Annotated in this window: 11 protein-coding genes and 1 pseudogene; 7 read left to right on the top strand and 5 right to left on the bottom strand. The window is 60.3% G+C overall.

Annotation, left to right across the window (positions count from 1 at the left end):
* Positions 1-123: 123 nt before the first annotated feature.
* Both PSH91_RS10715 and PSH91_RS10710 read right to left on the bottom strand, forming a co-directional pair.
* The gene (locus tag PSH91_RS10715) at positions 124-975 is read right to left on the bottom strand and encodes a helix-turn-helix domain-containing protein (protein WP_028941359.1); all 852 of its coding nucleotides are present in this window, start codon (positions 973-975) and stop codon (positions 124-126) included.
* 217 nt (positions 976-1192) lie between these two features.
* Positions 1193-1816 carry a hypothetical protein gene (locus PSH91_RS10710; RefSeq protein WP_305468147.1) on the bottom strand — a complete coding sequence of 208 codons (624 nt, stop codon included), beginning with the start codon at positions 1814-1816 and terminating at the stop codon, positions 1193-1195.
* Between the two features lie 152 nt (positions 1817-1968).
* Here PSH91_RS10710 and PSH91_RS10705 point away from each other — a divergent pair, with 152 nt between their 5' ends.
* Entirely contained in the window at positions 1969-2658 is a 690-nt protein-coding gene (locus tag PSH91_RS10705; protein ID WP_305468145.1) for a phytanoyl-CoA dioxygenase family protein, read from the top strand.
* Here the strand turns inward: PSH91_RS10705 and PSH91_RS10700 are convergent.
* Positions 2641-3216, bottom strand: a complete 576-nt coding sequence (locus PSH91_RS10700; protein WP_160892875.1) for a TetR/AcrR family transcriptional regulator — start codon at positions 3214-3216, stop codon at positions 2641-2643. The two genes, PSH91_RS10705 and PSH91_RS10700, sit on opposite strands and share 18 nt — an antisense overlap.
* A 263-nt stretch (positions 3217-3479) precedes the next feature.
* Between PSH91_RS10700 and PSH91_RS10695 the strand changes: the two genes are divergently transcribed.
* Both PSH91_RS10695 and PSH91_RS10690 read left to right on the top strand, forming a co-directional pair.
* Complete coding sequence (locus PSH91_RS10695; RefSeq protein WP_076385372.1) at positions 3480-4268, top strand: SDR family oxidoreductase; 789 nt, start codon at positions 3480-3482, stop codon at positions 4266-4268.
* 59 nt (positions 4269-4327) lie between these two features.
* Positions 4328-5326 carry an NADP-dependent oxidoreductase gene (locus PSH91_RS10690; protein WP_173407093.1) on the top strand — a complete coding sequence of 333 codons (999 nt, stop codon included), beginning with the start codon at positions 4328-4330 and terminating at the stop codon, positions 5324-5326.
* Between the two features lie 261 nt (positions 5327-5587).
* Here the strand turns inward: PSH91_RS10690 and PSH91_RS10685 are convergent, their stop codons facing one another.
* The gene (locus PSH91_RS10685) at positions 5588-7441 is read right to left on the bottom strand and encodes an ABC transporter ATP-binding protein (protein ID WP_107322768.1); all 1854 of its coding nucleotides are present in this window, start codon (positions 7439-7441) and stop codon (positions 5588-5590) included.
* A 146-nt stretch (positions 7442-7587) separates the two neighbouring features.
* On the opposite strand from PSH91_RS10685, the pseudogene PSH91_RS10680 reads away from it, so the two are divergent.
* A pseudogene (locus PSH91_RS10680) lies at positions 7588-7931 on the top strand (phytanoyl-CoA dioxygenase); the annotation flags it as partial.
* On the opposite strand, the gene PSH91_RS10675 reads toward PSH91_RS10680, so the two are convergent.
* The gene (locus PSH91_RS10675; RefSeq protein WP_107322769.1) at positions 7930-8679 is read right to left on the bottom strand and encodes an ABC transporter substrate-binding protein; all 750 of its coding nucleotides are present in this window, start codon (positions 8677-8679) and stop codon (positions 7930-7932) included. The pseudogene PSH91_RS10680 and the gene PSH91_RS10675 overlap by 2 nt on opposite strands.
* A gap of 255 nt (positions 8680-8934) precedes the next feature.
* Between PSH91_RS10675 and PSH91_RS10670 the strand changes: the two genes are divergently transcribed.
* From PSH91_RS10670 to PSH91_RS10660, 3 genes are all read left to right on the top strand, one after another.
* On the top strand, positions 8935-9912 hold the full coding sequence (locus PSH91_RS10670) for an MBL fold metallo-hydrolase (protein WP_305468143.1): 978 nt from the start codon (positions 8935-8937) through the stop codon (positions 9910-9912).
* A 1536-nt stretch (positions 9913-11448) separates the two neighbouring features.
* Complete coding sequence (locus PSH91_RS10665; protein ID WP_083714446.1) at positions 11449-12360, top strand: LysR family transcriptional regulator; 912 nt, start codon at positions 11449-11451, stop codon at positions 12358-12360.
* Between the two features lie 168 nt (positions 12361-12528).
* Positions 12529-13482: an alpha/beta fold hydrolase gene (locus PSH91_RS10660; RefSeq protein WP_076385384.1), complete on the top strand. Its 954-nt coding sequence runs from the start codon at positions 12529-12531 to the stop codon at positions 13480-13482.
* The last annotated feature ends 11 nt before the right edge of the window (positions 13483-13493 follow it).

Here is a 13493-nt window from a genome sequence, read left to right as displayed (position 1 = left end):
GATGTCGCCGTTATGCGCGGTCGTCTTCATGGGCGAGCGACGTTGCAGGGTGTGTGGGGGGTGCTGAAGTCCGCGGCTTTTTAATAAAGCAGCGCAGGCTTGCGTCAGGACAGGCGGATTGGATCAGAGGGCGATCGGATCGGGGAGCATGATTCCGGGCGCAGCTGCCGTCACCGCGCTGCCGGTGCGATCCGAAAGGTAGCGAGCCGGCGGCTTGCCCACCGCCTTGCGAAACATCGTGACGAAGCCGCTGGCGTTTTCGTAGCCCAGTTCCAGCGCCACCGTTTGCACGCTGTCACCCTTGGTCAGCCTTTGCAGCGCCAGGATCACGTGCAGCTGCCGACGCCAGCGCCCGAAGCTCATGCCAATTTCCTGCAGCAGCAGGCGGCTCATGCTGCGCTCGCTCATACCTATGCGCGTCGCCCAGGCGGTCTTCGACGTCTTGTCAGCCGGCGTCGCCAGGATCATTTCCGCGAGGCGACGCAAGCGTGGGTCACGCGGCATGGGCAGGTGCAGGTCCTCCACCGGCGCCGCCACCAGCTCGTCGAGCAACACCGCCAGCAACCGTTCCTCCCGTCCGCCTGGGGCGTACAGCTCGGGAACGGCGGTCGCCTTGAGCAGCAACTCGCGCAGCAGCGGCGATACCGAAATTGTGCAGCAGGTGGTCGGCAGATCCGGCGCGGCATCCTGCTCGACGAACAGGCAGTAGCACTCCACTTCACCGGAACCCCAGGCCGAGTGGGGCAAGTCGCCGGGGATCCACAAGGCGCACTGCGGCGGCACGATCCAGACGCCTTCTTCGATTTCGCAGTTGAGGATGCCGCGAACCGAGTAGATCAACTGCGCCTTGCGGTGCTGATGCGTGGCATTTTCCCAGTCCTTGGCGACCAATGTGGCACTCAGAGCCACAACCGGCCGCGAGACGCTGTCGACGTCCATGGTGGAGGTCAGATCGGTAACGGCGATGCTCGACATGAGGTGTAGAGACTCGGATAGAAAAGGAGGCCTTGGCCTAGCTGGAAAGTATCACGAGCCGCTAGTGTAATGACATCCGGCCTTCCCTCCACGTCAGCAGATGTGGATTTCGTGCACATGCGCGATTTCCAGTCCGGTTTTGAGTACCTGTCGCACTCGAAAACGTTTTTACACAGCCTCGGCCGAAAACAGACGAAAGCCCACCCCATCCCCCGATCTACTCCACAACCCCATTAAAAACAACAGTCCCATCCCCCTCCTTCTTAACCGTCAACCTATTCCCCTCCACCACAACCTCAACCAACTCAGAACACCCAGCCACCTCCCGCTTCCCATCAACACGCTCGACCTTGGCATCAAAACTAAAAACATAAGTAGACGCCGGGCAAGCATTCCCACCCTCCCCCGTGGAAACAACCACCACATACCGGCTCGGCCCAAACGTATAAGCCTTTTCAATCGCCACATACCCGGTGTACTCAGCCTCCTCGACAATTGCCTCCATGACATTCACCACCCCAGCGCGCGTTTGATAATTCAGCGCGGTCCCCGTCCCTTGGGTCTGGGTCGTGAAAGGCCCGGCACGCTCGGCACTGACGGGCAAGGTTTCATAGGCAACGCCGGGGGGCGCTGGGGGCGCGATTTGAGTCGTGGCGGTGGGTTTTGCAACGAGGCTTTGCTGGGGTTCAGGAAGATCGCATAGGCCGTTTTTGCAAATGAAATCCCCTTGGCAATCGATATCTTCCGAGCACTGGTTGGTTTCTTCGAAGGTGCTCTGGTTGGCTTTGGCGTAGCCGACGACGGCCAGTGCAAGGAGGGTGCAGACGAACAGACGCTTCATCGGTGAAGTCCTTTTCTTGGATGGTGATCAGATGATAACTGCAAACCTTCCGGGTTTGTCTCTGGTCACTTTCGATTTTGCAGTGTCGGGTGGTCCAACTTTGCTTTGAATACTAGCCTTGTAAACGTGCGCACAAGGAAGTCGAGAAAACCATGACTGACCGCGATCAACTCCATCGAGATGGTTACGCTCTGCTCCGCCAAGCGATCCCAACCGAATGGCTGGAAGACCTGCGTGCCGCGTTCGATGCTGGTGTGAGGCCGTCGGACCAATGGCCCGTGCCGCGTGGCATGGACTGGCGTCATTCGCTGTTGGACGATGATGCGAAGGTTCAGGCTGTGTGTCGTCTGCCCCAGGTGCTGGCGGTCGCGGGGGAGTTGATCGAGGAGCGGTTCTTTCTGTCGCAGGTGGAGGGGCGCGAGCCTCTTGCCGGTGGCGGCCATCAACCGCTGCACCGCGACTTGTCGGCCCAACGGCCAGGCGACATTGCCATGGCCCTGGCTTTTTTTGACGACTATGGCCCTGAGAACGGTGCGACACGCATCGTCCCCGGCAGCCATCGCCCCGAGCCAAGCGAGCAGCCATTCGACTTCACCAACGAATCACGCTCCGTACAGCTTTCAGGTTGCGCCGGTGACATCCTGGTGTTCGATGTGGACTTGGTGCATGCGGGCAGCCTGAACTCGGTGGGCTCGCACCGTCGTTCGATTTTGATCAGTTATTTTTCGGAGCAGTTGTACGCTTCACACTTGGAAACCGTGGGCCTGCGTAATGTTCGTATGGCCACGAGTGAGCGGTTCGAGCCTTTGGATTTTGTCTTCGGTCTACGCTCGCCTAGGTAAAGATGCAATCATTTGCGCATGACACACCGCCAGAATTTCATCGGCCAGCGCCGAGTCGTCAGGACAGGCGCGCGATAGCATGATCGCGCCGACCGCGTGCGCCAGCAGGTCGATCATTTTCCCCCTCGCCTCACCCGGCACCGCATCCGGCCCGGTCGGGTATTTTTCGCCGAGAGTTTGCAACATGCGCTCGATGCCTTCAGCGAATGCCGCCTTCAAATCGTCCGACTGACGTGCCGCGTCACCGCACAACGCTGCCATGGTGCAACCCGTGGCGCGCCCGTCGCGATGGTCCCGCGACACATACACATCAATGAAGTCCTTCACGCTCAATGCGTCGACGCCGATCAGTGACTGCTCAAGACTCTTCGCCGAGGCTTCGGCCATCAGGTCAGCCTTCGAACCGAAATGTTTGTAGAAACCGCCATGGGTGAAGCCGGCGGCGGCCATCAGGTCGGCCACGCCGACCCCGTCAAAACCGCGCTCGCGAAATACGACTGAGGCTGTTTCGACGATGTGCTCCCGATTTGCCTGGGCCTGGGCTTTGGTCACGCGCATGTTTCGATACCTCGTTACCGCTGGAAATTCATCGACTGATCATACATTGATGTTGATCATAATCAAAACCGTTGACAGTTTAGATTTCGATCATCATCATAATTTCCAGCGATCAGACCAGTTACCAACGGACACGGAACAACCTCCCATGAGCGACCTGAATCTGTTTACCGCCTATACCTTGGCCCAGGCACTGGCTGATCGAGCCTGACTTTTTCTCATGCATCAATCCCAATCCATGTTTCTCACAAAGAGCTGACATCATGACTACTCGCCCTACCGTTCTCATCACTGGCGCGTCCACCGGCATTGGCGCGGTTTACGCTGAGCGTTTCGCCCAACGCGGACATGATCTGGTGTTGGTCGCCCGCGATCACTCTCGCCTGGAAACGCTCGCCGCGAAGTTGCGTGGCGAGCACAACGTCGCCGTTGAAGTGCTTCAGGCCGACCTGACTCAACTCACTGACCTGCACAGCGTCGAAGCGCGCCTGCGGGATGATGCGCGCATCGGCATCCTCGTCAACAATGCCGGCGCCGCACAGTCCGGCACCTTCATCGAGCAAAGCACCGACAGCGTTGCACAACTGGTAGCCCTCAACACCACCGCACTGGTGCGGCTCGCCAGCGCCATCGCGCCGCGCTTGGCCAAAGCAGGTGAAGGCGCGATCATCAACATCGGCTCGGTGGTGGGTCTGGCGCCTGAGTTCGGCATGACGGTCTACGGTGCGACCAAGGCGTTCGTGCTGTTCCTGTCCCAAGGCTTGAGCCTGGAACTGTCGCCTCAGGGTGTCTATGTGCAAGCCGTACTGCCCGCAGCCACCCGCACGGAGATTTGGGATCGCGCCGGTATCGACATCAACACTTTGAGCGAAATCATGGAAGTGGGTGATCTGGTCGATGCCGCCCTGGTGGGCTTCGACCGTCGCGAGCCGGTGACCATTCCTCCGCTGCATGAAGGCGAGCGCTGGGATGCCCTGCAAACCGCGCGTCAGGGTCTTTTGTCGCAGATCAGGCAGTCCGCCGTGGCGCAGCGCTATTTGACTCAAGACTGACCCATGCCGACAGGTCGGCCTCGCCCCACTCTCATTCCCCCGACAAGAGCAGCTGCAACATGAAGGCATTTTTTATCGACCGCTACGGCAAGCAGAACGGAATGATTGGCGAAGTGCCCGACCCTGTGGTCGGTGTGCATGACGTTCTGGTTCAGGTGCATGCAACCAGCGTGAACCCGTTGGACTCGAAGATCAGAACGGGGGAATTCAAACTGATCCTGCCCTATACGTTTCCATTGGTATTGGGCAATGACCTGGCCGGAGTGGTTGTTAGCACGGGTTCGGCGGTGAAGCGATTCAAGCCAGGAGACGAAGTCTATGCACGTCCTCCAGAGGCCCGGATCGGGACGTTTGCTGAACTGATCGCCGTGGACGAAAACGCGCTCGCGCTGAAACCCTCGAATCTCGACATGGCCGAAGCGGCTGCCATCCCCTTGGCGGCTTTGACGGCCTGGCAGGTGCTGGTTGAGACCGCCCAGCTGAAAAAAGGCCAGAAGGTGTTGATTCATGCTGGATCCGGTGGCGTCGGCACGTTTGCTATCCAGCTCGCCAAACACCTTGGCGCCTTCGTTGCGACCACCACCAGTACGGCGAATGTTCAATGGGTGAAAGCACTCGGGGCGGATGTGGTCATCGATTACAAACAGCAGGATTTTGCAAAGGAGTTGCGCGATTTCGACGTGGTGTTGAACAGCCTCGGCGCCGATGTACTGGAGAAATCGATCAAGGTGCTCAAACCTGGCGGACAGCTCATTTCCCTTTCAGGGCCGCCGACCGCGCAATTTGCTCAAGAGCAAGGCCTGTCCTGGGTGCTGGGGCAAGTCATGCGCCTGCTGAGCAGCGGTATTCGCAGAAAAGCCCGCAGACATGGGGTGAGCTATGCGTTTTTGTTCATGCGAGCCAACGGGATACAACTGCAGAAAATCACCTCGCTTATCGAGGCTGGGGTCATCAAACCGGTCATCGATCGCTCCTTCCCTTTTGCATCGACCGCAGAGGCGTTGCGCTACGTCGAGCAGGGCAGATCAAAAGGCAAAGTCACCATAACAATCAAATAAGCGCACGACAAAAGATGTCAGTAGATGATGTGCATACCGCCAAGTACCCGACTGCGGCGCCTGAACCAGAGGAGCCGCCAGCGCACGACAAGCCCATAGACGAGCAGTTGCCACCGGAACCCGCACGGGTAGAAAAGCCGATCATCTTTTGGCGTGGTTTGATGCTTGAGCAGTAACCGGGAAACGGTTCAAAAAGCAGGCGGTCGGCCAGGTCGGAGTTGCACTGGGGTACCAGACCTGGCTGCATTTACACCCCCATGCCTACTCCACCGCCTCAGCCACGCCCTGATCCTCCCCCAGAAATCCGCCACTCTGGTGATGCCACAACCGCGCATAGGTGCCGTTTTTCCCGAGCAATTCGGTGTGGGTGCCTTGTTCGATGATGCGTCCATCATCCATGACGATCAGCCTGTCCATCGCCGCAATCGTGGACAATCGATGGGCAATGGCGATCACGGTCTTGCCCTGCATCATTTCATCGAGGCTTTCCTGGATGGCGACTTCGACCTCTGAATCCAGGGCGCTGGTGGCTTCGTCAAGCAGCAGGATCGGGGCATTTTTGAGCATTACCCGGGCAATGGCGACGCGTTGACGCTGGCCGCCCGAAAGCTTGATACCCCGCTCGCCCACCAGGGTGTCGTAGCCGCTGTGACCTTGCTTGTCGCTCAGTTGGCTGATGAACCCATCGGCTTGGGCACTGGCCGCGGCGCTGCGGATTTGCTCGTCGGTGGCATCGGGGCGTCCATAGGCGATGTTGTCGCGAATGGAGCGATGCAGCAGCGAAGTATCCTGAGTCACCATGCCGATGGCACTGCGCAGACTGTCCTGGGTGACGTGCGCGATGTTCTGCCCGTCGATGCGAATCTCACCCTTGTCCACGTCGTAAAAGCGCAGCAGCAGGTTGATCAGCGTGGATTTACCGGCACCGGAGCGGCCCACCAGCCCGATCTTTTCGCCCGGGCGAATGCTCAGGCTCAGGCCATCGAGCACCTGGCGTTCGCCGTTGTAATTGAAGCTCACATTGTCGAAAGTCACCGCGCCGCCCGTGGTGACCAGCTCCCTGGCGTCCGGGGCATCCTGCACCTTGGGGCCGCAGGCCAGGGTCGCCATGCCATCCTGCACGGTGCCGATGCTCTCGAACAGCGAGGTCATTTGCCACATGATCCAGTGCGACATGCCATTGATGCGCAACGCCATGGCAATAATCGCCGCCACCGCACCCGCGCCCACTTGACCTTGGTGCCATAGCCATAGGGCATAACCGCCTGCCCCCATGATCAACCCGACCACCAATGCCTGATTGACGATCTCGAACTGGCTGACCAGGCGCATCTGGCGAAAGCCGGTCTGCTTGAAATCCTCCATGGCAGCGCGCGCGAAGTGGGCTTCACGTTTGGAATGGGAGAACAGCTTTACCGTGGTGATGTTGGTGTAGGCGTCTGAGATACGCCCGGTCATTGATGACCGCGCATGGGCCTGCTCCTGCCCTACTTTCTCAAGGCGGGGCACGAAGTAGCGCATGGCAAGACCGAACAACGCCACCCAGACAATGAACGGCAGCATCAGCTTCAAGTCAAAGCCGCCGGCCAGCGCGATGATCGCGATGAAGTACACCCCGATCCCCGGAGCGATCTCGATAATGGTGAATAACACCTCGCGCACCGACAGCGCCGTCTGCATCACCTTGGTGGTGACCCGGCCGGAGAACTCATCGGAGAAGAACGAAAGGCTTTGCCGCAGCATCAGCCGGTGAAAATCCCAGCGCAACCGCAACGGCAGATTGATCGCCAATATCTGGTGCTGCACCATCGTGCGCATCGCTACCAGCCCAATGCTCGTCACCAGCACCACACCGATGCCCCACAGCACGCGACTTTCCTGTCGGGCCGCATCGCCGCCTGCCTGCCAGATCGACAGCATGTCCACGACCTGCCCGAGAAAAGAAAACAGCCAGGCTTCGTAAATCGACACAGCGGCACTGAGCAGCGCGAGCGCGAGAATGTAACCGCGTGCGCCCCGCGTGCAGGCCCACAGGAACCGCGCCAGACCTTCAGGTGGCGGAGGTGCCTCGTCGGGCGGAAAAGGGTCGAGCCGTTGTTCAAATGCGTGAAGCATGGTGATCTCCAAAACCATCTGGTAAAGAGATTCTGGCATTTAAAGGTTGCTTTGAGGGGTTTGGGTGGAGGAAAGGTTGTTCGCCCGGCACAACGAGGGTGCACGGGAGCAGACGTTTCATGCCTCACAAGGAAACCGAGAACGCCATGATCGACCGCAAACAATTGCATCAGGACGGCTATGCCCTGTCCGCCAAGCGATCCCGGCCGAGTGGCTGGATGGCCTGCGTGCCGTGTTCGATGCCGGGGTGAAACCGTCGGACCAGTGGCCAGTGCCGCGTGGCTTGGACTGGCGTTACTCGATGCTGGACGACGATGCGAAGGTTCAGGCGGTATGTCGCCTACCACTGGTGCTGGCAGTGGTGGGAGAGCTGATCGGGGAGCGGTTCTTTCTCTCGCAGGTGGAGGGCCGCGAGCCTCTGATCGGTGGTCACCAACAACTGCACCACAACTTGTCGGCCCAACGGCCAGGCGACATCGCCATCGCCCTTATTGCCCGACGGGCCGCTCATACCGCCGCTGAATCCGCTCCACCTCCCCTGAGCGCCGCAACTGCTCCAAAGCCTTGGCCCACGCGGCCACCACCTCATCGTCAGAGTCAAGGCTGAAGGCGATGTACAGCGATGACCGATAGAGTTCGATGGGGATTTTGCGCAGTGTGCCCGGTGCGATATTCAACTGGCGGCTGTAGTAAGCCACCCCGGCATCGGTGTCACCTACGATGATCTTGGTCCGCCCGGCGAGCAGCATGCGGTAGAGCAGCTTGCTCTCGGTTGCACTTTTGTCCAGGTTGTTGAAGCCCAGCGACTGCAGCATCTGCGGCACCAGGCCGGCATGTCGCGTGGTGATCTGCGGGGCGTGCAGCAGTTGTTCCAGGGAATTCACCGGCGGCGTACTGGCCAACTGATAGGCATGAATGGACTCTTCCACGATCGGCCCGACCCACTTGTACAACGGCTCGCGCTCCGCCGTGCGAAACAGCGAGAACATGATGGTCTTGCTTCGGGTCCTCAGTACCTGGGTGGCGCGCATGCTGGGCTGCAGCAGCACCTCGAAGTCATCCCCGGTCAGTGCCATGATGGCTCGCACGATTTCAGTGGTCATGCCGGTGAGCTGGTTGTTCTCCTGATAGTTGTACGGGGCCCATTCTTCGGTGACCACCTGATACGGCTCGGCCCTGGCAACGCCAGTACCGAGCAGCAGACAGAGCAGCGCTGCGACAGGTGTCGATTGTTTCACGGGTTCTCCTGATGGGCAGCCTGGTGTTTATGGGGGACCTGATAAGCATAGCCTTAAACACGCACCAAACAGTTGGTGCGCCCCCTTCAGCGGAGATAAATCCCCTCGCCACGGGCTCACCCAAGCGCGTCACTGCCCCCAGCCATTAGCCACAACGATGCGTCGTATAACCGAGGCAGGCGTTCCCCCCGCACCGCCGTCGCCTTATCTTTGCTCCAGCGATCAATGAGGTTCGCGCTGCCCAGGATTCCTGCCATGCACACCCAATCCATTCTCCATCGCACAACATTGCTAGCTGCCCTTTTTCTCACGGCTGCGATCTACCCCCTGACTTCCACCGCAACGCCAATAGAAGCCTCGCGATCACACAAATCCCAGCTGCCGGGCGTCTATCGATTCCAAGTGGGTGAGGTACAGGTCACCGCACTGAGCGACGGTACGCTACCGCTTAATCTTCACCCGCTGCTGCGGGGCATCAGCACCGGGCAAATAGACGCGCTGTTGCAGAAAGGCTTCGTCCGTAACCCGGTGGAAACCTCGATCAACGCCTACGTAATCGACACCGGTTCTCATCTGGTACTGGTGGATACAGGCGCCGGCGAACTGTTCGGCAATGTAGCCGGCAAACTGCCCCAGAGCCTGGCCGCCGCTGGCTATCGGCCGGAGCAGATCAGCGACATTCTGATCACCCACATTCACACCGATCATTCCGGCGGGCTGACGCGGGATGGGCAGATGCTATTCCCCAACGCGACCATTCACGTGGGTCAGGCCGATGTGGATTTCTTCCTGGATCCGGCCAACCTGAGCAGCGGACTCGAACCCAAGCACCTGGAAGAAGCGCGCAAGACGATTGGCCCCTACCTTGAGGCGGGCAAGGTCAAGACGTTCACCGCAAAGACCACCCTCCTCCCCGGCATCACCGCCATCCCGACACCGGGCCACACGCCGGGCCATAGCTTCTACAGGGTCGAGAGTCAGGGTCAAAGCCTCGATTTCTGGGGGGATATCCTGCACGTCGGTCTGATCCAGTTCGCCCGGCCCGAGGTGACCATCAGTTTTGACGTCAATCAGGACAACGCACGAGCCCAGCGGCTGCGTCAGTTCGAAACCTCAGCCGATGAAATGCGCCTGTCTGCGGTCGCGCATTTGCCCTTCCCCGGTATCGGCCATATTCGACGCGAGGCCGGAAAGTATGAGTGGGTGCCGGCCCAGTATCGCAATCGCGACTAAAACGCTTGATCTTGTGGGAGCGAGCCTGCTCGCGATGGCGGCGGCACATTCCCCATCGGCGCTGACTGACACTCCGCTTTCGCGAGCAGGCTCGCTCCCACAGGGGATTTGCGGTGAATGAAGATTCTGCGGCTGGCGGCGATCAAGGGTGGGAGCGAGCTTGCTCGCGATGGCGGCGGCACATTCCCCATCGGCTCTGACTGACACACCGCTTTCGCGAGCAGGCTCGCTCCCACAGGGGATTTGCGGTGAATGAAGATTCTGCGGCTGGCGGTGATCAAGGGTGGGAGCGAGCTTGCTCGCGATGGCGGCGGCACATTCAACATCTTTGCTGACTGATACACCGATTTCGCGAGCAAGCCCGCTCCCACAGGGGATCTGCGGTGAATGAAGATTCTGCGGCTGGCGGTGATCAAGGGTGGGAGCGAGCCTGCTCGCGATGGCGTAGGCACATCCCACATCTTTGCTGACTGACACACCGCTTTCGCGAGCAAGCCCGCTCCCACAGGGGATTTGCGGTGAATGAAGATTCTGCGGCTGGCGGTGATCAAGGGTGGGAGCGAGCCTGCTCGCGATGGCGGCGGCACATTCCCCATCGGCTCTGACTGACACACCGCTTTCGCGAGCAGGCTCGCTCCCACAGGGGATTTGCGACGAATGAAGACTCTGCGGCTGGCGGTGATCAAGGGTGGGAGCGAGCCTGCTCGCGATGTCGGCGGCACATTCAACATCTTTGCTGACTGACACTCCGCTTTCGCGAGCAGGCTCGCTCCCACAGGGGATCTGCGGTGAATGAAGATTCTGCGGCTGGCGGCGATCAAGGGTGGGAGCGAGCCTGCTCGCGATGGCGGCGGCCCATTCCCCATCGGCGCTGACGGACACTCCGCTTTCGCGAGCAAGCCCGCTCCCACAGGGGATTTGCGGTGAATGAAGATTCTGCGGCTGTCGGTGATCAAGGGTGGGAGCGAGCTTGCTCGCGAAGGCGGTGGCACATTCCCCATCGGCGCTGACTGACACTCCGCTTTCGCGAGCAAGCCCGCTCCCACAGGGAATTTGCGGTGAATGAAGATTCTGCGGCTGGCGGCGATCAAGGGTGGGAGCGAGCTTGCTCGCGATGGCGGCGGCACATTCAACATCTTTGCTGACTGATACACCGATTTCGCGAGCAGGCTCGCTCCCACAGGGGATTTGCGGTGAATGAAGATTCTGCGGCTGGCGGCGATCAAGGGTGGGAGCGAGCCTGCTCGCGATGGCGGCGGCACATTCCCCATCGGCGCTGACTGACACACCGCTTTCGCGAGCAGGCTCGCTCCCACAGGGGATCTGCGGTGAATGAAGATTCTGCGGCTGGCGCCGATCAAGAGTGGGAGCGAGCCTGCTCGCGATGGCGGCGGCACATTCAACATCTTTGCTGACTGATACACCGATTTCGCGAGCAGGCTCGCTCCCACCTGCGCAACGCTATACAGACCGGCACCTTGTTTGATTTCATGCCCGCACAGCAGCCTGTCTGATGGCGCTGATCGGGAGATGAAGATGAACTACACAGATTTCGACGGAGCGTTGCTGCTGGCACTCAAGGCGCTGCTGCAAGAGCGCAATGTCACGCGTGCCGCTGCCCAGTTGGGCATCAGCCAACCGGCTCTGTCGGCACGGCTGGCGCGTCTGCGGGATATCCTGGCGGATCCGTTGTTCGTCCCGGCGGCGAACGGTCGTGGCGTGGTCCCCACGCCCCGGGCGCAGGCACTGGAGCAAGAGTTGCTGCAAGTGCTCGAAGGACTCAAACGCCTGGTCAGTCAACCGGAACGTTTCGATCCGGCCACCACGACCCGCACCTTCGTCATCGCCTTGTTCGAAACGCCGGCGGCCGTTCTGGCGCCGGATCTCTGCGCCCGTCTGAAGCATGAGGCAAAGCATGCAAAGCTGGCGTTCATCCATCCCCCACGCGACGTGTTCGAGCGTCTTGAGCAAGGCCAGATCGATCTTCTGATCACCGTGCCAGGCGCTCTTCGCGACGACCTCATGCAGCGACCTCTTTGGGAGGATGGCTTCCTGACCGCCCAGCGCAAGGGCCATCCTCGCGGCACGGGACCACTTGATCTCGAGACGTTTTGCGCCCTTGATCATGTGCTCGTGTCCTCGGAAGGCGGGCGTTTTGCCGGGGTGGTCGACGAGGCACTGGTGGAGATCAACCAGGTTCGCAACGTCGCCTTCTCCATTCAGAATTATGCACTGGCGCCGCTGCTCGTTGCGTCCACCGATACCCTGTGCACACTGCCCTCGCGCTTCCTCTGCCAGTACCGCGACCGGTTGGACCTGTTCGAACCACCCCTCGAGCTGACGGCGCTGCGCCTGGTGCTGGCCTGGCACCCGCGCAATAACAAGGATGCCGGCCATCAATGGCTGCGCCGCCAGGTCTATCTCAGCGCGGAACTGGAGCCCGCTTGAGTGCTCCAGCGTAGGGGGTCCATCCAAGCGCGCCGCAACCATCGGTTATGCGTATAGCAGCTATCGATAGCGCAGCGGTTCTCGGTAGCAGCCTCTCTCTCTAATCTGCCCACCAACGCGATCGACGGCGGTCGCGACAGGTCAAACCGACCCCTATGGAGAGAGACGATGAACACACTCAACCGCACCATGGCCATCGCGACGCTGGCACTGGCAACCCTCAGCGCAGAAGCTGCCTCCCCCGCCCAGACCGCTGCGAGCATGTCCGCCGTCGGCAGCATGATCCAGTCCGCCAGCTATATCACCACCCGGGATGGCGTGCAGCTGTACTACAAGGATTGGGGTCCACGGGATGGCCAGGTAGTCACCTTCAGTCACGGCTGGCCGCTGAACGCCGACAGCTGGGAAGCGCAGATGATGTTCCTCGCCTCGAAGGGTTATCGCGTCGTTGCCCACGACCGTCGCGGTCATGGCCGCTCCAGCCAGCCGTGGGAAGGCAACGATATGGATCACTACGCCGACGATCTGGCGGCGGTGATTGAAGCGTTGGACTTGAAGGATGTCACCCTGGTGGGGTTCTCGACGGGGGGCGGCGAAGTGGCTCGCTACATCGGTCGCCATGGTACAAGCCGGGTGAAGAAGGCCGTGCTGGTTTCCGCCGTCCCACCGCTGATGCTCAAGACCCAAACCAACCCCGGCGGTCTGCCCATCGAGGTGTTCGACGGGCTGCGCAAGGCGTCCCTGGAGAACCGCTCACAGCTTTACCTGGACATCGCCTCCGGTCCATTCTTCGGTTTCAACCGCGAGGGTGCCAAGCCATCCCAAGGGCTGATCCAGTCGTTCTGGGTGCAGGGCATGCAGGCGGGCAGCAAGAACACCTATGAGTCGATCGCGGCCTTCTCGGCCACCGATTTTCGCGACGACCTGAAGAAGTTCGATGTGCCGACGCTGGTCGTTCATGGAGACGATGATCAGATTGTTCCCATTGATGCTTCCGGTCGGGCCTCGGCGGCGCTGATCAAGGGTGCACGTCTGATCGTCTACCCCGGCGCGCCGCATGGCCTGACCGATACGCACAAGGACCGGCTGAACCAGGATCTGCTGACGTTTCTTCAGGAATAAAACAATGACAT

The sequence above is a fragment of the Pseudomonas sp. FP1154 genome, assembly GCF_030687245.1.
GTDB lineage: Bacteria > Pseudomonadota > Gammaproteobacteria > Pseudomonadales > Pseudomonadaceae > Aquipseudomonas > Aquipseudomonas rhizophila.
This window is presented reverse-complemented; position numbering and strand designations above follow the sequence as displayed.